This is a genomic window from Actinomadura graeca, assembly GCF_019175365.1.
Lineage (GTDB): Bacteria > Actinomycetota > Actinomycetes > Streptosporangiales > Streptosporangiaceae > Spirillospora > Spirillospora graeca.
The window spans coordinates 7739244-7760176 of the sequence record NZ_CP059572.1 but is presented as its reverse complement, the minus strand read 5'-3'; the positions used below and the strand labels follow the sequence as shown (position 1 = coordinate 7760176).

The window sequence follows — 20933 nt, the reverse complement described above, 5'->3', positions numbered from 1 at the left end:
GTGAACTCACGGCGAGGAGGGTACTCGCTGGGCTCAGCCTCCGGCGTAGATCTTGGCGATCGGCGGCCTGCTCCCCGTCGGCGGGATCTTCTGGGTCTGCAGGGCGAAGCCCATCACGTCCCTGAAGACCGGCGCGGCCGCATCGCCACCATAGTGGCTGCCCCGCCTGGGGGCCTGCAGGACGACCTGGACGACGAGCTGGGGATCGTCGGCCGGGGCGAACCCGGCGAAGGAGGCGGTGTACCCGCCGCCCCGGTAGCAGCGGCAGCGCGGGTTGACGATCTCGGCGGTGCCGGTCTTGCCCGCCACGCGGTAGCCGGGGATCTGCGCCTTCGGCGCGGTGCCCTCGTCGGTGGTGACGCCTTCCAGCATGTCGCTGATCTGCCGTGCCGTGGCGGCGCTGATGACCTGCTTGCGCTCGGGCGGGGGCGCGGGCGTGAAGCGGTCGTTCTCGCCGACCGTGCCCGCGACGAGGGTGGGGGCGACGCGCACGCCGCCGTTGGCGATGGTCGCGTAGACGCTCGCCATCTGCACGGCGTTGACCGAGACGGTCTGGCCGAAGGCGATCGGGTAGCGGTCGGTGCCCGACCACCGGGACGGCGGCTGGAGCAGCCCGGGCGTCTCGCCCGGCAGCGGCAGGCCGGTCTTCTGGCCGAACCCGAAGTCGCGCAGCGTCTGGTAGAGCTGCTGGGAGGTGATCTGCTCGCTGGCCATGATGGTGCCGACGTTGCTGGACTTGGCGAGCACCCCGGCGAAGGTGAGCCGCTCGGGCGCGTGGGTGTGCGAGTCGTGGAAGACCTGGTCGTACTTGCGGATCCGGTCGGGGACGAGGAACGTCGTGTCGGGCCGGATCCCGCCCTTCTCCATCGCGGCGGCGGCCGTGACGACCTTGCCCGTGCTGCCCGGCTCGTAGGCCTCCTGCACCAGGGGGCTGCCCCACCGGTCGGGGTCGGTGCGGCCGTAGTCGTTGGGGTCGTAGCCGGGCGCGGACGCCATCGCCAGGAGCCGGCCGTCGCGCGGGTCCATGACGATCACCGTGCCGCCGCGCGCGCCGGTGGCCCTGACCTGCTTCTCGATCGCCCGCTGCGCCTCGAACTGCAGGTCGCGCATCAGCGTGAGCCGGACGCCGGTGCCGGGCACCGACGGGCGCCGCTGGTCCTCGCCCATGGGGATGTGCTGGCCCTCAGGACTGATCTCCACCTGCTGCCAGCCGGCCCGCCCGGCGAGCACGCCGTTCATGGAGTGCTCCAGCCCGGCGGCGCCCTGCCCTTCACCGTTCACGAACCCTATGACGCCCGCACCCACCGCGTTGTTGGGGTATTCGCGGCGGTATTCCGGCAATGTCCCGATGCCGAGGAGCCGCCAGGACGTGATGAGCCGCGCCTGGTCGGGCCGGACGCCGTGCGCGAGGTACACGAACCGGGTGCCGGTCCTGCTGATGGCCTTCATCACCGAGGCCGGGTTCAGCCCGAGCGTGGGGGCGAGCGCGTTCACGACGGCCTGGCGCCGCTCCGGCCTGATGACGTAGGGGTCGGCGAAGATCGCGCGGGCCTCCACCGTCATGGCGAGCGGGTGGCCCTGCGCGTCGGTGATCCCGCCGCGGACGGCCGGCAGGTCGATCCGCTGGAGCCGCTGCCGCATCGCCTTCTCGGTGTACTTGCCCGACTCGATGGTCTGGAGCTGGACGAGGCGCCCGGCGAACAGGGACAGCACGAACGCCACGACGAGCAGGCCGACGTTCAGCCGCTTGAGCGGGTCGCGGCGGTGGAACGGCGTCCGGGTGCGCGGCCTGCGGACGGGAGGGCGCCGTCCCGAGCCCGCGCCTGCGCCCGCGGCGGGACGGGGCGGGCGTCCGGCGCCGCCCTGGCGCGGGCCCTCCCGGCGTGCCCCGGGCTCCCGCGCCGGGGCCCTGGACCCCGGCCTGGCCTCCGACCTCGTACCGGTCCTGGTGCCGGATTTGGCACCGGACTTGGAGCCGGGCTTGGGTCCCGGCTTGGATCCCGGCTTCGGTTTGGGTTTCGGCTTGGGCTTCGACTCGGCCTTCGCGGGGGGTTTGGGTTCGGCGGGCTTCGCACCGGACGGCTTCGCCCCCGTGGTGCCCTTGCGGGACGGAGGGACGGCGCCCCGGCCCGGACGGCGGGGCCCGGCGCCCTTCTTGCCCGCGCGGCCCGCTCCGTCGGCCCGTCCCCCGGACGGGCGCGGGCCGCCGGTCTGACGCCCGGCGGTCCCGCGTCCCGGGCGCTTCGTCACCGCGCCACCCGCTCCCCCGGGGCGCCGCCGGCCCTCACGGCGCGTCCGTCCCCGCCGGGGCGCCGTGGGCGCGCGGATCGCCGGGGACGACGGTGCCGGGGATGCCGAGGACGCTCGCCGCGCCCGCCGACGCCGCCGCCGAGTGCGGCACCGGCCGCAGGCTCGGGCCGCTGGTCCGGCCGGTGTCGCCGTCGACGAACGCCATCCCCTCCCGCGGCTTCATGCCGAGGTTCCTGGCCTTGCCGGCGATCGACTGCGGGGAGTCCTCGCGCGCGATCTCCTCCTCGTACGCCTGACGCTGCTGTTCGAGCATCTTGTTGCTCTGCTGCAAACGCGTCAGGGTGAAGGCGTCCTTGGCGAGCACGGTGTTGAGCAGCAGCAGGCTTACCAGCGCGCCGCCGAGGAGCCCGCAGATGAGCAGCACGAACGGGGCGCGCGGCGGGGCCTGCCTCGCGGCGCGTCCCGCCTTGCGGGCGCCCGCGGCCGGCGCCTTCGCCGTCTCCTTCGCCTTGGGCGCGGGTTCGGGCCTGACGGGCGCGGCCTTCGCGGGCGTGGCCCGCGCGGCCCCGGCGGCTCCCCCGGCGGGCCTCGCCGGCGCCTTCTTCTCCGGTGCCTTCTTCTCCGGCGCCTTCCTTGCGGGCGGGGCAGCCGGCGGTCGTCCGGTCGTCGTGGTCATGTCGCCTCCCGGACGCGCTCGCCGGCGCGCAACCGCGCCGATCCGGCCCGTGGGTTGGTCGTGGTCTCCTCGTCGGACGGCAGCTCGGCCCCGCGCGTCAGGAGCCGGAAGCGCGGCTCGTGCTCGGGCAGCGGGACGGGCAGGTCCGGAGGGGTGGTGTCGGCCGCCTGGGCGGCGAGGACCTGCTTGGTGACGCGGTCCTCCAGGGAGTGGTAGGCCAGGACCGCGACGCGGCCGCCGACCGGGAGTGCGCCGAGGGCCGCGGGCAGCGCCCGGCGCCAGGCGTCCAGCTCGCCGTTGACCTCGATGCGCAGCGCCTGGAAGGTACGTTTGGCGGGGTTGCCGCCCGTGCGGCGGGTCGCGGCGGGGATGGCCGTGCGGACGAGGTCGGCGAGGCGGCGGGTGGAGTCCAGCGGGGCGCGCTCGCGCTCGCGGACGATCGCCGAGGCGATCCGCTGGGCGAAGCGCTCCTCGCCGTACTCGCGCAGGATCCGCGCGAGGTCGGCGGCGGGATAGCCGTTGACCACCTCGGCGGCGGTGCGCCCCCGCGTGCGGTCCATCCGCATGTCGAGCGGCGCGTCGTAGGAGTAGGCGAAGCCGCGGTCGGCCTCGTCCAGTTGCGGGGAGGAGACGCCGAGGTCGAACAGGACGGCGTCCACCACGGGGACCCCGAGCCTGCCGAGCACCGCGGGGATCTCGTCGTAGACGGCGTGTTCCAGGGTCGCGCGGCCGCCGTACGGGGCGAGCCGGCGGGCGGAGCGCTCCAGCGCGGTGGTGTCGCGGTCGAGGCCGATGAGGCGCAGCCGCGGATGGGCCGCGAGCATCGCCTCGGCGTGCCCGCCCATGCCGAGGGTGGCGTCGAGATAGACGGGGTCGCGGCCGGTGACGGCGTCCACCGCGGGGGCGAGAAGTTCCAGGACGCGACCGAGCATGACCGGTATGTGACCGGCCTCGGCCGCGTGGTCTCCCACGTCCATGGTTCACCCCCTGCTGTGCTGCCACTCGCTCGCGGACTGCGTGGCATCGCCGGACCGGACCTGCCGCCTGCGGAGGGCGACCCCCGTTGCCCCCCGGGACGGGCCGTCCCTGTGTCCCCCGGCGGCGGCCTCGCCCGGCCAGGTCCCCATCCGCTGCCCTAGAGGAAGAACACCGCGTTTGTCGCGCGGGGGGTCGCCGTCTGGCACCGGGGAAGCTGCGCCAGCTGGCTCGGAGAGCGGCTGGAGACCTGGCCGAACGTGGGCCAGTGCCGGTCAACGGACCGACGAGTCGATTCTCAGAGGATCCCTGGCAACACCTCCTCCGAGACGTCGGAGAACGCCTGTTCCTCCTGCTCCAGGTAGGACTCCCAGGCGCGCGCGTCCCAGATCTCCAGACGCGTGTTGGCACCGATGACCGTGCAGTCGCGGGAAAGGCCCGCGTAGGCCCGCAGCGGTGGCGGGATGGTGACGCGGCCCTGCTTGTCGGGGACCTCGTCGGAGGCGCTGGCGAAGAAGACCCTGCTGTAGGCGCGGACCGTCTTCTCGGTGACCGGCGCGGCGCGCAGAGCCTCGGTGATGCGCTGGAACTCCGCCATGGGGAAGACGTACAGGCAGCGTTCCTGGCCCTTCGTGATCACCAATCCCCCCGACAGCTCCTCGCGGTACTTCGCCGGCAGGAACAGTCGTCCCTTGTCGTCGAGACGCGGCGAATGGGTGCCGAGGAACACCGGCCCCACCTCCCGCGCCGCATGGGGCGCTACTGCTCCCCACGGCGCCCCACTCTACTCCACTCTTCCCCACCGTCAACAAGAAAAACACCCTTCCGACGATCAGTTCGTCTAGAAAGACGCAGGTCAGAAGGGGTGGTGTGGAGTGGGGTGCGCCGGGGCCCCTCCGCGTGCCGCGTCCGCGGGGCGCGGTGGCAGCACGGAACAGAACGGGCCGCGGACGCCACTCCGCGCAACGCCGCCGCGGCGGGAGCGGCCGGGGTGGAGGGAAGTGGCGCGGTGCGCTCTTCCGGCTGTGACCGCGATCTCTGTGGAGCACAATGGGCTCGCGTTCCGCATGAACATCGCGATGGGCGTTCCGACAACGTACTGTCGGTTGGGCGGGCACTTAATAAGCGCCGTACCGGCTCGCCGGAAAGGCCGGCCCCCTTCGTTCGGGGGGCGGGCCCCGTCAGGGGCCTTCAGGCACACCACACCGGCCGGGACGGCTGAGGAGGGTTTGGTGGCAGTAGGCACGCATGGCGAGTCGTTCAAAGAGGCCGACCCCCCGGCATCCCCGCACTCCTCCCCGCGCGACGGCACCGGCCGTCCGGGGCCGGACCGCGGCCTGGACGGGCTCGCCCAGGTCGCCAACAAGATCCGGGACGCGGTGGAGTCGGTCATCGAGGGCAAGCCCAAGGTCGTCCGGCTCGCGCTGACGGTGCTGCTGGCGGAGGGGCACCTGCTCATCGAGGACGTGCCCGGGGTCGGCAAGACGATGCTCGCCAAGGCGCTCGCGCGCTCGGTCGACTGCTCGGTGCGGCGGGTGCAGTTCACACCCGACCTGCTGCCCAGCGACATCACCGGGGTGAGCGCCTACAACCAGGAGCTGCGCGAGTTCGAGTTCAAGCCCGGGCCGGTGTTCGCCAACATCGTCGTCGGCGACGAGATCAACCGCGCGTCCCCGAAGACGCAGTCGGCGCTGCTGGAGTGCATGGAGGAACGCCAGGTCACGGTGGACGGCACCACCTACGCGCTGGAGCGCCCCTTCATGGTGATCTCCACGCAGAACCCGGTGGAGATGGAGGGGACCTACCCGCTGCCCGAGGCGCAGCGGGACCGCTTCACCGCCCGCATCTCGATGGGCTACCCCGACCCCGCCGCCGAGCTGGAGATGCTCGACGCGCACGGCCAGGCGTCGCCGCTGGACCGGCTGTCCCCGGTCGCGCACGCCGCCGACGTCCGCGACCTCATCGAGGTGGTGCGGCACCAGCACGTGGCGCAGTCCGTCCGGCAGTACGCCATCGAGCTGGTCTCGGCCACTCGCGCCCACCCCGAGCTGCGGCTCGGCGCGTCGCCGCGGGCCACCCTGCACCTGGTGCGGGCGGCGCGGGCGTACGCGGCGCTGGACGAGCGCGACTACGTCGTCCCCGACGACATCCAGGACCTGGCCGTCCCGGTCCTCGCCCACCGGCTGCTGCCGACCGCGGAGGCGCAGGTGGAGCGCCGCCGTCCCGAGCAGGTCGTCGCCGACCTCGTGCGCCGGCTGCCGGTCCCCTCCCCCCGGAAGTGACCCGGTGAGGCGAGCGCTGGCCGGTCTCACCACCCGCGGGCGGTCCTTCGTGGCCGCCGGTGCGACCGCGATCGTCTGCGCGTTCGTCCTCGGCGAGCGCGACCTGCTGCGCGCCGGGGTGCTCGTCCTGGTGCTGCCGCTGCTGTCCACCCTCGCGGTGTCGCGCACGCGGTACCGGCTCGCGTGCGCGCGGCGGCTCGCGCCCGGGCGGCTGCCGGTGGGCCACGAGGCCCGCGTCGACCTGCGGCTGGAGAACGTGTCGCGGCTGCCGAGCGGGCTGCTGATGGTGGAGGACCAGGTCCCCTACACGCTCGGCGGGCGGGCCAGGTTCGTGCTCGACCGCATCGAGCCGCGCGGGTCCCGCGAGCTCGGCTACCGGATCCGCTCGGACGTGCGCGGCCGCTACCGCGTGGGGCCGCTGACCGTCCGGCTCGCCGACCCGTTCGGGATGGTGGAGCTGGTGCGCTCGTTCAGCCTGTCCGACCGGCTCACGGTGACGCCCGCGATCGTGCCGCTCCCGGCGGGACGGCTCGCCGGCGCCTGGACGGGCGGCGGCGACAGCGTCGCCCGCGCGGTGTCGGCGGCGGGCGAGGACGACGTCGCCCCGCGCGAGTACCGGCACGGCGACGACCTGCGCCGCGTGCACTGGCGGTCCACCGCGCGGCACGGCGAGCTGATGGTGCGGCGCGAGGAGCAGCACTGGCAGAGCAGCGGCACGCTGTTCTTCGACACGCGCCGCGGCGCGCACTGGGGCGACGGGCCTGGCGGCTCGTTCGAGCAGGGCGTGTCGGTCACCGCGTCCATCGGCGTCCACCTGGGGCGGACGGGGATGAGCCTGCGCTACGTCACCGACGCCGGCGAGGTGCTGCGCGCGGTCGCCTCGGTCGACGGCGCCTTCGAGGGGCTGCTGCTCGACCGGCTCGCGGTCTGCGACCTGTCGAGGAACCCGGCCCTCACGCAGGGGCTGGCGGAGCTGCGCGGCTCCCTCGGCAGCGGCCGGGAGGGCGACGGCCTGGTCGTCGCGGTCTTCGGGTCGCTGACGGCGGAGGAGGCGCGCTCGGTGGCCGCGGCACGGCGCGGCACGGCGACCTGCGTCGCGGTCCTGGTCGGCGTGGCCGCGCCCGAGGACGGCGCGGCGCCGGCGGGGGACGCGGCGGACGCCGCGCGCGCCGCGGCCGAGGCCGCCGCGGGACTGCTGCGCGCCGGAGGCTGGCGGGTCCTGACCGTGCGGTCGGCGTCGGAGCTGGCCGCCGCCTGGTCCCAGGCGGGCCGGGCCGAGCACTTCGCCGGAGGCGCCTCGTGAGGATCCGGATGACGCTCATGGCGGGGCTGGCCACGCTGGCCGGGTCCGCCGGGCTGTACCCGCTGTTCGAGAGCAACGGCTGGTTCTGGGCCGGGCTCGGCTCGGTGCTGGCCGTCGCGGGCGGGGGGCTGCTGGCGCGCCGGTTCCGGCTGCCGGCCGTCGTCAGCCCGCTCGCCGGTCTGGCCGCGCTGCTGGTCTACCTCACCGCCGTGTACGCCCGGGACAGCGCGTGGCTGTGGGTCGTGCCGTCGCCCGCGTCGCTGCGCTACCTCTCCGACCTCGCGGCGGAGGGCTGGGACGCGGCGAACCGGTACGCGGCGCCGGTGCCGCTCGTCCCGGGCATCGCGCTGCTGGCCTCCGCGGGCGTGGGCGCCGTCGCGACGCTGGTGGACCTGCTGGCCGTGCGGCTGCGCCGCGCCGCCCCCGCCGGGCTGCCGCTGCTGGCGATGTACAGCGTGCCCGCGGCGGTCCGCGACGACGGGGTCGGCTGGATCGCGTTCGGCGTCGGCGCGGCCGGCTTCCTGGCCCTGCTGATGGCCGACGCCCGGGAGCGCGTCGGCGGCTGGGGCCGGACGGTCACCGCGCGGCGCCGGGCCGGGGACGTCCCGATGGCCGGGGCGCAGGCGCCGGAGGAGCCCCGGCCGCGCGCGGACGGGGCGGCCCTCGCCGCCAGCGGCCGCCGGATCGGGGCCGGCGCGGTCGCGGTGGCCGTGGCGCTGCCGATGGCGGTGCCGGGCATCCACCCGCGCGGCATGTTCGGCCTGGGCGAGGGCTCCGGCGGCGGCACCCAGACGGTGACGACGCCCGACCCGCTCGTCAGCCTGAAGCGGGAGCTGACCCGGGTGGACGACTCGGTGGTGCTCACCTACCGCTCCGACGACCCGGCGGGCCCCGACTACCTGCGCCTGTACGCCCTGGACCGGTTCGACGGCGACCGGTGGACGTACACGGCCCTGAAGAGCAGCTCCAAGGACCGGCTGTCGGACCGGGACATCCCCGCGCCGCCGGGCCTGGAGGTCGCCCCCGCCCACGAGGTGACGACGCGGGTGCGGGTGCGCCCCGAGGTCCGGAACATGACGTTCCTGCCGGTGCCGTACGCCCCCTCCCGCGTGTCGATCAAGGGCGACTGGCGGGTGCACCCGGCGTCGCTGATGGTGTACTCGCTGCGCGACTCCGCGGGCGGGCGCTCCTTCACCGTGCGGAGCCTGCGCGCGCAGCCGACGGCGGCGAACCTCGCGTCCGCCGGGGGCTTCCCCTATCCGGCCGAGATCGCCTCGCGGTACACCGCGGTCCCGCGGAACGTCCCGCCGGAGGTCAGGGCGCTGGCCCAGAAGGTCACCGCCGGGGCGTCGACGATGCACGGGCAGGCGGTCCGCCTGCAGCGCTGGTTCACCCAGACCGGCGGTTTCGTCTACGACCTGGCCGCGCCGGCGCCGCAGCACGGCAGCGACCTCGTCGACTTCCTGCTGCACAGCAAGCGCGGCTACTGCGAGCAGTACGCGGCGGCGATGGCGCTGCTGGCGCGGATCCTCGGCATCCCGTCGCGGGTCGCGATGGGCTACACACCCGGAACCGAGACGCGGCCCGGCGAGTGGACGGTGCGCTCGCGTGACGCGCACGCCTGGCCGGAGCTGTACTTCGCGGGCTCCGGATGGGTGCGCTTCGAGCCGACGCCCTCGGGCTCGTCCGGGCAGGGGACGGCCACCACGCCGGTCTACAGCCAGCCCGCGGTGCCGGGCGGCTCGCAGCAGAGCGACGGCTCGTCCGACATCCCGTCGTCGGACTCCCCCGAGGACGACCCGACGGCGACGGCGGGCGCCGGGCCCCGGCACCGCCAGGACGACGAGGGGCCGGAGAGCGCCCCGGTCGGCGCGGAGGAGGACGGACGCGGGTTCTCCGCGGCGCCGTGGCTGGCCGGCGCGCTCCTGGTGGGGCTGCTGATGGCGGTGCCGATGCTGCTGCGGCTGCTCACCCGGCGGCGGCGCTGGGCGGTGCTGGTCCCGCCGCCGTCCGCGGGACCCGCCGGGCCGCGCGCCCCGGCGGCCACCGATCCCGCGGGGGCCGCGCACGCGGCCTGGCGGGAGATGCGCGCCGACGCGCTCGACCACGGGCTGGACTGGCCGCCGAGCGACACCCCGCGCGCCGCCGCGCGGCGGCTCGGGGAGCTGCTGGAGCTGGACGCGGCGGGCTCGGAGGCCCTCGGCCGCATCGCCCGCGCCGAGGAGCTGGCCCGCTACTCGCGGTCCCTGCCGCCCGCGCCGCCGGAGCGGCTGCGCGCCGACGTGCGGACGGTCCGGGAGGCGTTCGCCGCGTCCGTCGGCCGGCGGGCCCGCTGGCGCGCCCGCCTGCTGCCGCCGTCCACCCTGGCGGAGGCGCGGGGCACGCTGCGCTCCGCTGGCGGCCGCGCGGCGGAGCTGACCGAGTGGCTGAACGGGCTTCCGGCGCGGCTTCGGCGCCGCTGACACGCGGCACGGGAGAGACGAAGATCACACCCGCGCGGCGGGAGGAGGCGGGGCGAGGGTGGGGCCGCCGGGGCGGTCCCGCCCTTGAAAGCGTCGCGTCCTGGCCCGCCGGGCGGGCCAGGACGGTCGGAGCCGATCGGGGTCCCGGTCAGTCGCCTTCGGTGCGGCGACGCCAGCGCTCTTCCATGCGCTCCATGAACCCCGCCTTGGCGGGACGGGCCTGGCGGCCCCGCTTGGCCGGCTCGTTGCCGATGCCGGTCATGCGCTTCCAGCTCGTCAGCGCCCACACGCAGCAGACGACCATGAGCAGGAAGCCGGTCACGCTGACCGCGATCGTGGCCGTCCCCGCGTTGATCACCAGGCCGGCCATCAGGGCGCAGACGCCCAGCACGAAGCCGAGGGCCGCCTTGACGATCCTGCGCTTGTAGTGGACCTGGGGGTTCGTGGAACGGACCGCGTGAGCGAACTTCGGATCCTCGGCGTACAACGCCGACTCGATCTGTTCGAGCATGCGCTGCTCGTGCTCAGAGAGCGGCACGGCGCCTCCCAACGACAGCCCCGCGACGGGGTATCCGGTGCAGGACGGGAACCTCAACGGTGATATGCCCAGAATACGAGCCCCGACGAGCGTGCGGAAGCGAACAGCCGACCGAGGGTCCCTTGCCGGTCACCTCACCGACCCCTTTCTCGCGTCGCGCCACCGCCGTCACCCGCGTCCCGCCCGTCCGCGGGACGCATCAGCGCGGCGGGACGGACGGCGCCCCGGCCGAACCGGTCCGCCACCTGATCCATCGCGCGTTCGGCCTCGCGCCAGCCGTTTTCCGGCTCGTCCAAGGCCAGCTGACGGGGGGCCTCGTCGGCGGGACCCAGGTTCTCCACCCGGACCCCGACCAGACGGAGTCGTACCCGATCCAGCCCGGCCCCCTCATAGAGCTCGCAGGCTGTGATGTAGATCACACGCGCGAGATCCGTGGGCTCGCGGAGCGTGCGCGCGCGGGTGATCGTCTTGAAGTTCGCCATCCGGAGTTTGACGCTCACCGTCCGTCCCGCGTTCCCGGACCGGCGCAGGCGGGCGCCGACCCGCTCGGACAGCCGCAGCAGCTCGCGGCGGATCACCTCGGGGTCGTCGACGTCGGTGTCGAACGTCTCCTCGGCGCCGATGCTCTTGTCGGGGGTGTGGGGGACGACGGGGCGGGGGTCGCGGCCCCACGCCAGCTCGTGCAGATGGGCACCGGCCGCGTTGCCCAGCTCCCGCCGGAGCGTCGCGGGCGGCACCTGGGCGAGCTGCCCGACCGTCCGCAGGCCCAGCCGCGCGAGCGTCTGCTCCGTGCGCTCCCCCACCCCCCACAGCGACGCGACGGGCAGCGGGTACAGGAACCCCACGACGCCGTCGGCGGGCACGACGAGGAGGCCGTCGGGCTTGCAGCGGGTGGAGGCCAGCTTCGCGACGAACTTCGTCCCGGCGACGCCGACCGAGCAGGTAATGCCCTGCTGGGCGCGGACCTGCTCGCGGATCTGCCGGGCGATCTCCGCGGGCCGGCCGAGCCGCCGCACCGCGCCCGCCACGTCGAGGAACGCCTCGTCCAGGGACAGCGGCTCCACCAGCGGCGTCACCGACCGGAAGATCTCGAACACCGCCGCGGACACCCGCGCGTAGTCGGCGCCGCCGACGGGCAGGACCACCGCCTGCGGGCACAGCCGCAGCGCCCGCGACATCGGCATCGCCGAGTGGACCCCGAACCTGCGCGCCTCATAGGACGCGGCGGACACCACGCTGCGCGGCCCCGCACCCCCGACGACGACCGGGCGGCCCCGCAGCTCGGGCCGCTCCAGCAGCTCCACGCTGACGAAGAACGCGTCCATGTCGACGTGCAGGATCGCGCAGCCGGTGTCGTCGGCCGGCGGGCCGGGCTGCGGGCCCGGCCGGTGCAGCTGCTGCTTGCGGCTCACGCGGCCTCCCTCGGGGGACGGCCGCACGCGCGCCCCCGGCGGTCCCGCTCACGGGACCGGCTTGTCGGCCACCAGGTGCAGCTGGGTCGCGAGGTCCCGCAGCACGGGGTGGACGGCCGCGACGGACTCCAGCGCGATCAGCGCCTCGGCGGAGTCGGCGTCGGCGTCGGCCAGGCCGCTCGGCACGAGGTCGGCGAAGATCCGGACGCCGTGCAGCTCGGCGACGCGCAGCCCCGCGCCGCGCACCAGCGACGACAGCGTCTCCCGGGTGAACCGGCGGGGCATCCGGTCGCCCTCGCCCCACCGCCCGGACGTGCCGGTGAGCACCCGGCGGGCGTCGTCGAAGTGCCCGGCGATCGCGCGGTGCAGCGCGGCCGCGACCTGCCCGGCGGTCAGCAGGCTGACCGAGCCGCCCGGGCGGACGGTGCCGGTCAGCGCCGCCATCGCCGCGGCGGGGTCGTCGACGTACTCCAGCACGCTGTGGCACAGCACCAGGTCGGCGGTGTCCTGGCCGAGCAGGTCGGGCAGGTCGACCGCGTCGCCCTGGACGGAGCGGACCCGCACCCCGGACTCGGCGGCGCGGCGCTCCAGCGCGGCCAGCGCGTCGGGGCTGGAGTCGACCACGGTGACGCGGTGGCCCAGCTCGGCGAGCGGGACCGCGAACCCGCCGGTGCCGCCGCCCACGTCCACGACGTCGCGGGGGCCGTCCTCGGGGGCGATACGGTCCAGGACGGTGCGCAGCGCGTCCCACAGGACGGCGCTGCGCACCCGGCCGCCGCCTCGCGGCCGCTTCTGCTGCCGCCCGTCCACGGCCACTCCTTTAACGTCGCTCATCCCCGCCCACCCTAGCCGTCTCCCGCCCCGGACCGGGCGCGAAGCCGCTGCGGAGGGCACCGGCGACGGGACCCGGGAAGCCCGCGGCCCTGCCCGGCGCCGCCGAGGCGCGGGATTACAGCGACAGCGAGGGCTTGAGCCGCTGGAGGCGCGACAGCAGCCCGTTGACGAAGCGCGGGGACTCGTCGGTGGACAGCTCGGTCGCCAGCCCGACCGCCTCGGCGACCGCGACGCCGTCCGGCACGTCCCCGACCCACAGCAGCTCGAAGGCGCCCATCCGCAGGATGTTGCGGTCGACGACGGGCATCCGCTCCAGCGTCCAGCCGGTGGCGTAGGTGGCGATCAGCTCGTCGATCCGCTCGCGGTGCTCCTGCACGCCCTCGATCAGCCGGACGGCGTGCGGGTACTCGGCGAGCTCGTCCTGGTTGGGCCGTCCCCGGGCCTCCAGCACCGCGGACGGCTCCTCCTCCCGCAGCTCGGCGGCGAAGAGGATGTCCAGGGCGAGTTTGCGGGCCTTGGTCCTCGCGGCCATCAGCCGCGGCCGAGGTACTCGCCGGAGCGGGTGTCGACCTTGACCTTCTCGCCGGTGGTGATGAACAGGGGCACCTGGATCTGCGCGCCCGTCTCCAGCGTCGCGGGCTTGCTCCCGCCGGTGGAGCGGTCACCCTGCAGGCCGGGCTCGGTCTCGGTGATCTGCAGGACGACGGCCGCGGGCAGCTCGACGTACAGCGGGTTCTCCTCGTTGAAGGCGATCACCGCGTTCTGCTCGGGGAGCAGGTAGTCCGCGGCGCTGCCGACGACGCCCGCGGGGATGTGGGGCTGGTCGTAGGTCTCGGTGTCCATGAAGACGAAGTCCTCGCCCTCGCGGTAGAGGTACTGCATCTCCCGCTTGTCGACGCTGGCCACGTCGACCTTGGTGCCGGCGTTGAAGGTCTTGTCGACGACCTTGCCCGACAGCACGTTCTTGAGCTTGGTGCGGACGAACGCGCCGCCCTTGCCGGGCTTGACGTGCTGGAACTCCTGGACGGTCCACAGCTGGCCGTCGAGGTTCAGCGTCATGCCGTTCTTGAGGTCGTTCGTCGTCGCCACTGCGTCATTCTCCCGGTCGCGGTCCCGCGCGCTCTACAGAACGAGCAGGTCCCTGGTCGTCGTGGTGAGGAGTTCCGGGCCGTCCGCGCGGACCACCAGCGTGTCCTCGACGCGGACCCCGCCGCGGCCCGCGAGATAGACCCCCGGCTCCGCCGTGATCGGAACCCGATCCACCAGCCTACCGGTCCGGTCGTACCCCATGAGCGGAGCCTCGTGGATCTCCAGGCCGACGCCGTGCCCGAGCCCGTGGGTGAACGCCTCGCCGTACCCGGCGGCGGTGATGACGTCGCGGGCGGCGGCGTCGACGGCCTTGGTCTCGGCGCCCGGGACGGCGGCCTCGACCGCGGCGCGCTGCGCCTCGCGGACCAGGTCGTACACCTCCCGCTGCCACTGCGCGGGCTCGCCGATCGCGACGGTGCGGGTCATGTCGGCGTGGTAGCCGCCGTACAGCGCGCCGAAGTCCAGGGTCACGAGGTCGCCGGGCTGCAGCTCGCGGCCGCCCGGGTGGTGGTGCGGGATCGCGCCGTTCGGGCCGGAGGCGACGATCGAGGCGAACGCGGGCCCCTCGGCGCCGAGGTCGACCATCCGCCGTTCGAGCGCGATGGCGACGGCCCGCTCGGTCACGCCGGCGCGGATCTCCGGGAGGACGTCGTCGAACGCGCGGCAGGTGATCGCGCACGCCTCCCGCAGCAGCGCGATCTCCTCGTCGTCCTTGACGCGGCGCAGGTCCTCCACGGGACGGCCGAGGTCGGTGAACGTCACGTCCGCCCGGGCCTTGAGCTCCTCGTGGCGCTCGACGGTGAGGTCGTGGGCCTCGAACCCGAGCCGCCTGGCGCCGGTGCCCTCGGCGAGGGCGGCCAGCGCGGCGGCGGCCTGCCGGTCGACGACGACCTGGAGCCCGGGGCAGACCTCGGCGGCCATCCGGGCGTAGCGCCCGTCGGTCGCCAGCACGGCGGGGCCCTCGGACGGGACGAGCAGCGCGGCGTTGGAGCTGTCGAGGCCGGTCAGGTAGCGGACGTTGACCAGCCGGGTGACCAGCAGCGCGTCCGCGTCCCGCTCCGCGACGAGCGCGGCCAGCCGGCGGCGCCGTCCGATGTGCGACTCACCCATGGACAGGACTCTAGGCGGTGCCCGGCGCCCGGCGGCGGCCGCGTCCGGCCGCCGCGCCCGTCCCGCGGCCCTCACAGGGCGTCGGCCATCTCCCGGATCTTCTCGATCAGCGCGAGGCGGCCCGCGTGGTCACCGGCGATCGGGGTGACGTTCAGCGTGGTGACGCCGGACTCGCGCATCGCGGCGAGACGCTCGCGGACGTGCCCCTCGGGGCCGATGAGGGACATCTTCTCCAGCAGTTCGTCAGGGACCCTGGCGGCGGCCTCGTCCTTCTTCCCGTCCAGGTAGAGGTCCTGGATCTCCTCGGCCTCCTTCTCCCAGCCGTAGCGGCGGCACAGGTCGTTGTAGAAGTTCCTGCCCTTGGCGCCCATGCCGCCGATGTAGAGCGCGGCCATCGGGCGGCCGAATTCCAGGAGCCCCTGGACGTCCTCGCCGATGGCGAGCGGGGCCTGCCCGACCACGTCCAGGTCGCCGAGGGACGGGTCGCGCCGGGCCCGGCCCGCGGCGAGGGACGGCCCCCACACGTCCGCGGCCCGCTCGGGCAGGTAGAAGATCGGCTCCCAGCCGTCGGCGAGCTCCGCGGTGAGCTCGACGTTCTTCGGGCCGATCGCGGCGACCAGGATCGGGATGTCGGCCCGCACCAGGCGATTGATGATCTTCAGTGGCCTGCCGAGGCCGGTGCCGCGGTCCGCCGGCAGCGGCAGCGTGTAGTGGCGGCCCTCGTACCGCAGGACCTCGCGGCGCCACGCCTTCCGGCAGATCTCGATGACCTCCCGGGTACGGCCGAGGGGCGCGGTGTAGGGGACGCCGTGGAACCCCTCGACGACCTGCGGCCCGGAGGCGCCGATGCCGAGCGTGAACCGCCCGCCGGAGACGTGGTCCAGGCCCGCGGCGGTCTGCGCCAGCGCGGCGGGCGTCCGCGAGTAGATGTTGAGGATGCCGGAGGCGATCTCCACCCGCTCGGTCTTGGCGGCGATGTAGCCGAGCTGGCTCACCGCGTCGAAGCCGTACGCCTCGGCAACGTAGACGATGTCGAGTCCGGCCTTCTCGAAGTCGGCCAGTTCCTCGACGGCCTCCGTGAAGCCGTCCGAGTACTTCAGCGCCATACCGATGCGCATGCCGCATCCCTCCTCGACCGAATCCGGTTCAGCCGACGGTAGCCGAGGGCCCGTGTCAGGGGAACACCGGCCCGCGCAGCGCCTCCAGCGCCTCCCGGTACATCCCGGCGCGGATCCTCCCGACGACCGCGCCGTCCTTGCCCGCCATCGACGCGGCGAGCCCGGCCGCGGCGGGCAGGACGCCGTCCTCGGCCGCGGTGTGCTGGACGATCCCCGCGTCCCGGGCCTGCTCGGCGGTGTAGCGGCGGCCGGTGAGCATCGCCTCGTGCGCGGCGGCCGCGGGCAGCCGCGACCGGATCAGCGCCGACATCCCCGGCGTGAAGCCCATCCCGAGGTCGACCTCGGGCAGGCAGAAGTACCCGCGGTCCTCGCGCATCACCGCGAAGTCGTGCGCGAGGACGAGCATCCCGCCCGCGGCGAACGCGTGCCCGTTGACGGCGGCGACCGTCGGCATCGGCAGGGCCAGAAGCCGCGCGTACAGGCCGTGGACGCGGCGCAGGTGGTCCTCGATCCTGTCCTGGTTGCCTTCGAGCCACTCCACGTCCAGGCCGTTGGAGTAGAACCGGCCCGTCCCGGTCGTGACGAGGGCGCGCGGCCCGCCGCTCTTCTCCGCGGTGTCGAGGGCGTCCTCGACGGCGTCGAGGAACTCCGGGCCGAAACGGTTCTCGCCCGCCTCGAACCGCAGCACGAACACGTCCCCGTCACGCTGGAGGTCGATCACGAAGGTCTCCTTCATCCGTTCCCGGGACCGACCCTACTAGCTGGTAACGACGGCCGCGGCGCGGTCCGTCCGGGAGCGGCGGCGGCCGGCCCCCGGTGTCACGGTGTCAGGAGGACTTCTCCCGCGCGACGAGGTCGGCCACCGCCTGGAGGGCGAGGACGTAGGAGGACAGGCCGAAGCCCGCGATGGTGCCGGTGGCGACGCCGGCGACCACCGAGGTGTGCCGGAACTCCTCCCGCGCCGCCGGGTTGGAGATGTGCACCTCGATGAGCGGGGCGGTGCGCTGGGCGAGCGCGTCCCGCAGGGCGTAGGAGTAGTGGGTGAACGCGGCGGGGTTGACCACCATGGGCAGCCGCTCGTCGGCGGCCTCGTGGACCCAGCGGATCATCTCCGCCTCGTCGTCGGTCTGCCGCACCTCGGCGTGCAGGTCCAGGCGCCGCCCCGCGTCGCGGCAGAGCGCCTCCAGGTCCTCGAACGTGGCCGAGCCGTAGACGTCGGGCTCGCGGATCCCGAGGCGGCGCAGGTTGGGCCCGTTCAGGACGAGCACGCGGGTCATCGGGAGACCTCCCGGTAGGCGGCGGCGAGCAGGTCCTCGGCCGGGCCCTCCAGGCGCCCGGGTCTGGCGAGGCCGTCCAGGACGACGAAGCGGAGCGTCGTGCCGCGCGCCTTCTTGTCGATCGTCATGGTGGCGCGCAGCCCCGGCCAGTCGGCGCCGTAGGAGACCGGCAGGCCCACGGAGGTGAGCACGGCGCGGTGCCGCTCGACGAGCGCCGCGGGGAGCCGCCCGGCGAGGCGGGCGAGCTCGGCGGCGTAGACCATGCCGATGGCGACGGCGTGGCCGTGCCGGAACCGGTAGTCCTCGGCCTTCTCGATGGCGTGGGCGAGGGTGTGGCCGTAGTTGAGGATCTCGCGGAGGCCGCTCTCCTTCAGGTCGGCCGACACCACGTCCGCCTTGACCTGGACGGCGCGCTCGACCAGCTCCCGGGTGTGCGGGCCGTCCGGGGACGCGGCGCCCGCCGGGTCGGCCTCGACCAGCTCCAGGATCCGCGGGTCGGCGATGAACCCGGCCTTGATGATCTCGGCGAGGCCGCTGATGTAGTCCTCGCGGGGCATCGTGACCAGCGTGGCGAGGTCGCACAGGACGCCCGCCGGCGGGTGGAACGCGCCGACGAGGTTCTTGCCCTCGGGGATGTTGATGCCGGTCTTGCCGCCGACCGCCGCGTCCACCATGCCGAGCAGGGTCGTCGGGACGAGCACCGCCCGCACCCCCCGCAGCCAGGACGCGGCGGCGAACCCGGCGAGGTCGGTGGTGGAGCCGCCGCCCACGCCGACGACCACGTCGGTGCGGGTCATGCCGGCGGCGGCGAAGCCCGACCAGAGCCCGGCGAGGACGCCGATCTCCTTGGCGGCCTCGCCGTCGGGGACGGGGAAGGCGTGGACGGTCAGCCCGGCCTTCTCCAGCGCCCGGCACACCGGCCGGGCGATCTCCGGGAGGCCCTCGGCGTGGACGACGGCGGCGGCGCGGGCGCCCTCCCCCGCCATCGCGGGCAGCTCGCCGAGGACGCCCGTCCCGACGACCACGTCGTAGGGGCCGGCGCCGCCGACGTGGATCCGCGAGCCGCTCATGTGCCGATCTCCTCGACGATCTCCTCGACGATCTCCGCGGGCTCGCGGCCGTCGGTGTCGACGTGCAGGGTGCCGAGCCGCTCGTAGATGGGCAGCCGCTCCTCCAGCAGCCTGCGCATCTGCGCGCGCGGGTTCAGCACCAGCAGCGGCCGCGCCGACGCCAGCCCGACCCGGTTGATCGCCTCCGCCAGCCCGACCCGCAGGTAGACGACGGTGTGCCCGGCGAGCAGCTCCTGGGTCCGCGCCGCGAGGACGGCGCCGCCGCCGAGGGCCAGCACGCCCTCGTGCCCGGCCAGCGCGGCGGCGACCGCCGCGCGCTCCAGCTCGCGGAAGCGGTCCTCGCCGTCGTCGACGAAGATGTCGCCGATCGGCTTGCCCGCCGCCGCCTCGACGTCGGCGTCGGTGTCGCGCAGCGGGACGCCGAGCCGCTCGGCGAGCGCGGCGCCGACCGTGGTCTTGCCCGAGCCCGGCGGCCCGATGAGGACGGCCTTCGGTCGCGTCATGTCCACTCGATTCGGAGGATCACTTGATCGTCAGCGAGGACACGTAGCCCCGCAGGTTGCGGGCCGTCTCCTCGGCGGTGTCGCCGCCGAACTTCTCCAGCGCCGCGTCGGCGAGCACCAGCGCCGCCATCGCCTCGGCGACGACGCCGGCCGCGGGCACGGCGGTGACGTCGCTGCGCTGGTTGATCGCCTTGGCGGGCCCGCCGGTCCTGACGTCGATGGTGTCCAGCCGCCGCGGGACGGTCGAGATCGGCTTCATCGCCGCCCGCACCCGCAGCACCTCGCCGGTCGTCATGCCGCCCTCGACGCCGCCGGCCCGGTTGGTGCGGCGGCGGATCCCGGCGGGGGTGGCGTCGATCTCGTCGTGCGCCCGCGACCCGGGGCGCCGGGCGGTGGTGAACCCGTCGCCGAGCTCCACGCCCTTGATCGCCTGGATGCCCATGAGGATCCCGGCGAGCCGCGCGTCGAGCCGCCGGTCCCAGTGGACGTGGCTGCCGAGGCCGGGCGGCAGCCCGTACGCCAGGACCTCCACGACCCCGCCGAGCGTGTCGCCGGCCTTCTTGATCTCCTCGATGTGCGCGACCATCGCCTCGGACGCGGCGGGGTCGAAGCAGCGCACGGGGCTCGCGTCGACCCGTCCGAGGTCACCGGGGCCGGGCAGCGCGCCCTCCGGCGCCTCGACCTCGCCGAGCGCGATCACGTGGCTGAGGACGTCGACGCCGACGGCCTGCTTGAGGAACGCCTTGGCGACCGTCCCGAGCGCGACCCGCGCCGCCGTCTCCCGCGCGCTCGCCCGCTCCAGGACGGGCCGGGCGTCGTCGAAGCCGTACTTCTGCATTCCGACCAGGTCGGCGTGGCCGGGCCGGGGCTGCGACAGGGGGGCGTTCCTGGCCTGCGCGGCGAGGACGTCGGCGTCCACGGGGTCGGCGGACATCACCGTCTCCCACTTGGGCCACTCGGTGTTGCCGACCTCGATCGCGACCGGCCCGCCCTGCGTCACCCCGTGCCGGACGCCCCCGAGGATCCGCACCTCGTCCTGCTCGAACTTCATCCGGGCCCCGCGCCCGTACCCGAGCCGCCGGCGGCGCAGCTCCTCGGCGATGTCCGCCGAGGTCACGCGCACACCGGCCGGCAGGCCCTCCACGATCGCGGACAGGGCCGGGCCATGGGACTCACCCGCGGTCAACCAGCGCAGCATGGCTCAGATCCTATTGACTCCCCGGCACGCCCCGTGACCGCGTCCACCATCTGAGAGCCCGCGCCGCGCGGGCGGCGGCGGGCGGAGGCGCGTCAGGGGCCGTGCAGGAGCACCGCGACGAGCGTGCCGGCGAGCAGGAACGAGCCGTACGGGATCTGGGTCTTGCGGCCGCCGCGGCGGGTGACGAGCAGGCCCAGCGCCACGGCCAGCGTGAGGACGCACGTGGCGGCGACGCCGAGGATCCAGGCGTTCCAGCCGAGCCAGCCGAGGTGCATGCCGAGCAGGCCGGCCAGGGTGACGTCGCCGAACCCGTAGGCCCCTTCGGGCAGGAGCAGCCACTGGACGCCGAAGAACGCGCCGAGCCCGGCCATGCCGTACAGCGCGTGCCCGAACCGGCCGCCGCCGTCGGCGGTGAACGACGCGGCGGCGCCGAGCAGCAGCACACCGGCGGCGTAGGACGGCAGGGTGAGGGGCTCGGGCAGGCGCTTGAGGGTGGCGTCGACGATGCCGAGGAGGGTTCCGGCGAGGCCGAGCCACAGGAAGGCGGGCAGCTCGGGACGGGGGCCGATCCGCCACGCGAGGGCGGCGAGGACCGCGGCGCACAGCAGTGCGACGGGCACCGGATGCCGGCGGAGCGGCACGGCCCAGGCCGCGTGCACCGACCAGGACTCGCCGGGCGGCTCGGCGGGCAGGTCCACGGAGGCGGCCCGGGTGCCGAGGGCCTCGGGGACGTCGGGGGCGGCGGCGTCAGGGGCGGCGGCGTCGGGGGCGAGGGTGTCGGGAGCGGCGGTGTCGGGGACGGGGGCGTCGGGAGCGGGAGCGTCGGAGGCGTCCAC

At 74.9% G+C, this 20933-nt stretch carries 20 protein-coding genes; 3 read left to right on the top strand and 17 right to left on the bottom strand.

Annotated features, from left to right (window positions below; all coding sequences use genetic code 11):
* Window positions 1–33 precede the first annotated feature (33 nt).
* The 4 genes from AGRA3207_RS34570 to mraZ form a co-directional block, all read right to left on the bottom strand.
* A complete protein-coding gene (locus AGRA3207_RS34570) occupies window positions 34–1743 on the bottom strand; it encodes a peptidoglycan D,D-transpeptidase FtsI family protein (protein ID WP_476692285.1) in 1710 nt (569 codons plus the stop codon).
* A 541-nt stretch (window positions 1744–2284) separates the two neighbouring features.
* Window positions 2285–2926: a cell division protein FtsL gene (ftsL, locus tag AGRA3207_RS34565; protein ID WP_231331424.1), complete on the bottom strand. Its 642-nt coding sequence runs from the start codon at window positions 2924–2926 to the stop codon at window positions 2285–2287.
* On the bottom strand, window positions 2923–3903 hold the full coding sequence (gene rsmH, locus AGRA3207_RS34560; RefSeq protein ID WP_231331423.1) for a 16S rRNA (cytosine(1402)-N(4))-methyltransferase RsmH: 981 nt from the start codon (window positions 3901–3903) through the stop codon (window positions 2923–2925). Before rsmH ends, ftsL begins: the two co-directional genes overlap by 4 nt.
* Before the next feature lie 296 nt (window positions 3904–4199).
* Window positions 4200–4631: a division/cell wall cluster transcriptional repressor MraZ gene (gene mraZ, locus AGRA3207_RS34555; RefSeq protein WP_231331422.1), complete on the bottom strand. Its 432-nt coding sequence runs from the start codon at window positions 4629–4631 to the stop codon at window positions 4200–4202.
* A 607-nt stretch (window positions 4632–5238) separates the two neighbouring features.
* Between mraZ and AGRA3207_RS34550 the strand changes: the two genes are divergently transcribed.
* Genes AGRA3207_RS34550 through AGRA3207_RS34540 form a run of 3 tightly spaced genes read left to right on the top strand, consistent with a single transcriptional unit; the run spans window position 5239 to window position 9948 of the window.
* The gene (locus tag AGRA3207_RS34550; RefSeq protein ID WP_231336486.1) at window positions 5239–6183 is read left to right on the top strand and encodes an AAA family ATPase; all 945 of its coding nucleotides are present in this window, start codon (window positions 5239–5241) and stop codon (window positions 6181–6183) included.
* Window positions 6184–6187: 4 nt separating this feature from the next.
* Entirely contained in the window at window positions 6188–7486 is a 1299-nt protein-coding gene (locus AGRA3207_RS34545; protein ID WP_231331421.1) for a DUF58 domain-containing protein, read from the top strand.
* A gap of 8 nt (window positions 7487–7494) precedes the next feature.
* Entirely contained in the window at window positions 7495–9948 is a 2454-nt protein-coding gene (locus AGRA3207_RS34540; RefSeq protein ID WP_231331419.1) for a transglutaminase TgpA family protein, read from the top strand.
* A gap of 148 nt (window positions 9949–10096) precedes the next feature.
* Here the strand turns inward: AGRA3207_RS34540 and AGRA3207_RS34535 are convergent, their stop codons facing one another.
* From AGRA3207_RS34535 to AGRA3207_RS34475, 13 genes are all read right to left on the bottom strand, one after another.
* The gene (locus AGRA3207_RS34535; RefSeq protein ID WP_231331418.1) at window positions 10097–10486 is read right to left on the bottom strand and encodes a DUF3040 domain-containing protein; all 390 of its coding nucleotides are present in this window, start codon (window positions 10484–10486) and stop codon (window positions 10097–10099) included.
* A 134-nt stretch (window positions 10487–10620) separates the two neighbouring features.
* Entirely contained in the window at window positions 10621–11898 is a 1278-nt protein-coding gene (locus tag AGRA3207_RS34530) for a DNA polymerase IV (protein WP_231331417.1), read from the bottom strand.
* A gap of 48 nt (window positions 11899–11946) precedes the next feature.
* The gene (locus tag AGRA3207_RS34525; protein WP_231331416.1) at window positions 11947–12732 is read right to left on the bottom strand and encodes a methyltransferase domain-containing protein; all 786 of its coding nucleotides are present in this window, start codon (window positions 12730–12732) and stop codon (window positions 11947–11949) included.
* 115 nt (window positions 12733–12847) lie between these two features.
* Window positions 12848–13264 carry a transcription antitermination factor NusB gene (gene nusB, locus AGRA3207_RS34520; RefSeq protein ID WP_231331415.1) on the bottom strand — a complete coding sequence of 139 codons (417 nt, stop codon included), beginning with the start codon at window positions 13262–13264 and terminating at the stop codon, window positions 12848–12850.
* Window positions 13264–13821, bottom strand: a complete 558-nt coding sequence (gene efp / locus AGRA3207_RS34515) for an elongation factor P (protein ID WP_231331414.1) — start codon at window positions 13819–13821, stop codon at window positions 13264–13266. Before efp ends, nusB begins: the two co-directional genes overlap by 1 nt.
* Window positions 13822–13854: 33 nt before the next feature.
* The gene (locus tag AGRA3207_RS34510; RefSeq protein WP_231331413.1) at window positions 13855–14931 is read right to left on the bottom strand and encodes a M24 family metallopeptidase; all 1077 of its coding nucleotides are present in this window, start codon (window positions 14929–14931) and stop codon (window positions 13855–13857) included.
* Window positions 14932–15002: 71 nt separating this feature from the next.
* Window positions 15003–16049 carry an LLM class F420-dependent oxidoreductase gene (locus AGRA3207_RS34505; protein WP_231331412.1) on the bottom strand — a complete coding sequence of 349 codons (1047 nt, stop codon included), beginning with the start codon at window positions 16047–16049 and terminating at the stop codon, window positions 15003–15005.
* 55 nt (window positions 16050–16104) lie between these two features.
* Window positions 16105–16770 (bottom strand): enoyl-CoA hydratase-related protein, encoded by a 666-nt coding sequence (locus tag AGRA3207_RS34500; protein ID WP_231331411.1) that lies wholly within the window; start codon window positions 16768–16770, stop codon window positions 16105–16107.
* 106 nt (window positions 16771–16876) lie between these two features.
* A complete protein-coding gene (gene aroQ / locus AGRA3207_RS34495) occupies window positions 16877–17326 on the bottom strand; it encodes a type II 3-dehydroquinate dehydratase (protein ID WP_231331409.1) in 450 nt (149 codons plus the stop codon).
* Window positions 17323–18396, bottom strand: a complete 1074-nt coding sequence (gene aroB, locus AGRA3207_RS34490) for a 3-dehydroquinate synthase (protein WP_231331407.1) — start codon at window positions 18394–18396, stop codon at window positions 17323–17325. Before aroB ends, aroQ begins: the two co-directional genes overlap by 4 nt.
* Window positions 18393–18899: a shikimate kinase gene (locus AGRA3207_RS34485; RefSeq protein ID WP_231331405.1), complete on the bottom strand. Its 507-nt coding sequence runs from the start codon at window positions 18897–18899 to the stop codon at window positions 18393–18395. Before AGRA3207_RS34485 ends, aroB begins: the two co-directional genes overlap by 4 nt.
* 19 nt (window positions 18900–18918) lie before the next feature.
* On the bottom strand, window positions 18919–20097 hold the full coding sequence (gene aroC / locus AGRA3207_RS34480) for a chorismate synthase (RefSeq protein WP_231331403.1): 1179 nt from the start codon (window positions 20095–20097) through the stop codon (window positions 18919–18921).
* A 92-nt stretch (window positions 20098–20189) separates the two neighbouring features.
* Complete coding sequence (locus tag AGRA3207_RS34475) at window positions 20190–20933, bottom strand: prepilin peptidase (RefSeq protein WP_231331401.1); 744 nt, start codon at window positions 20931–20933, stop codon at window positions 20190–20192.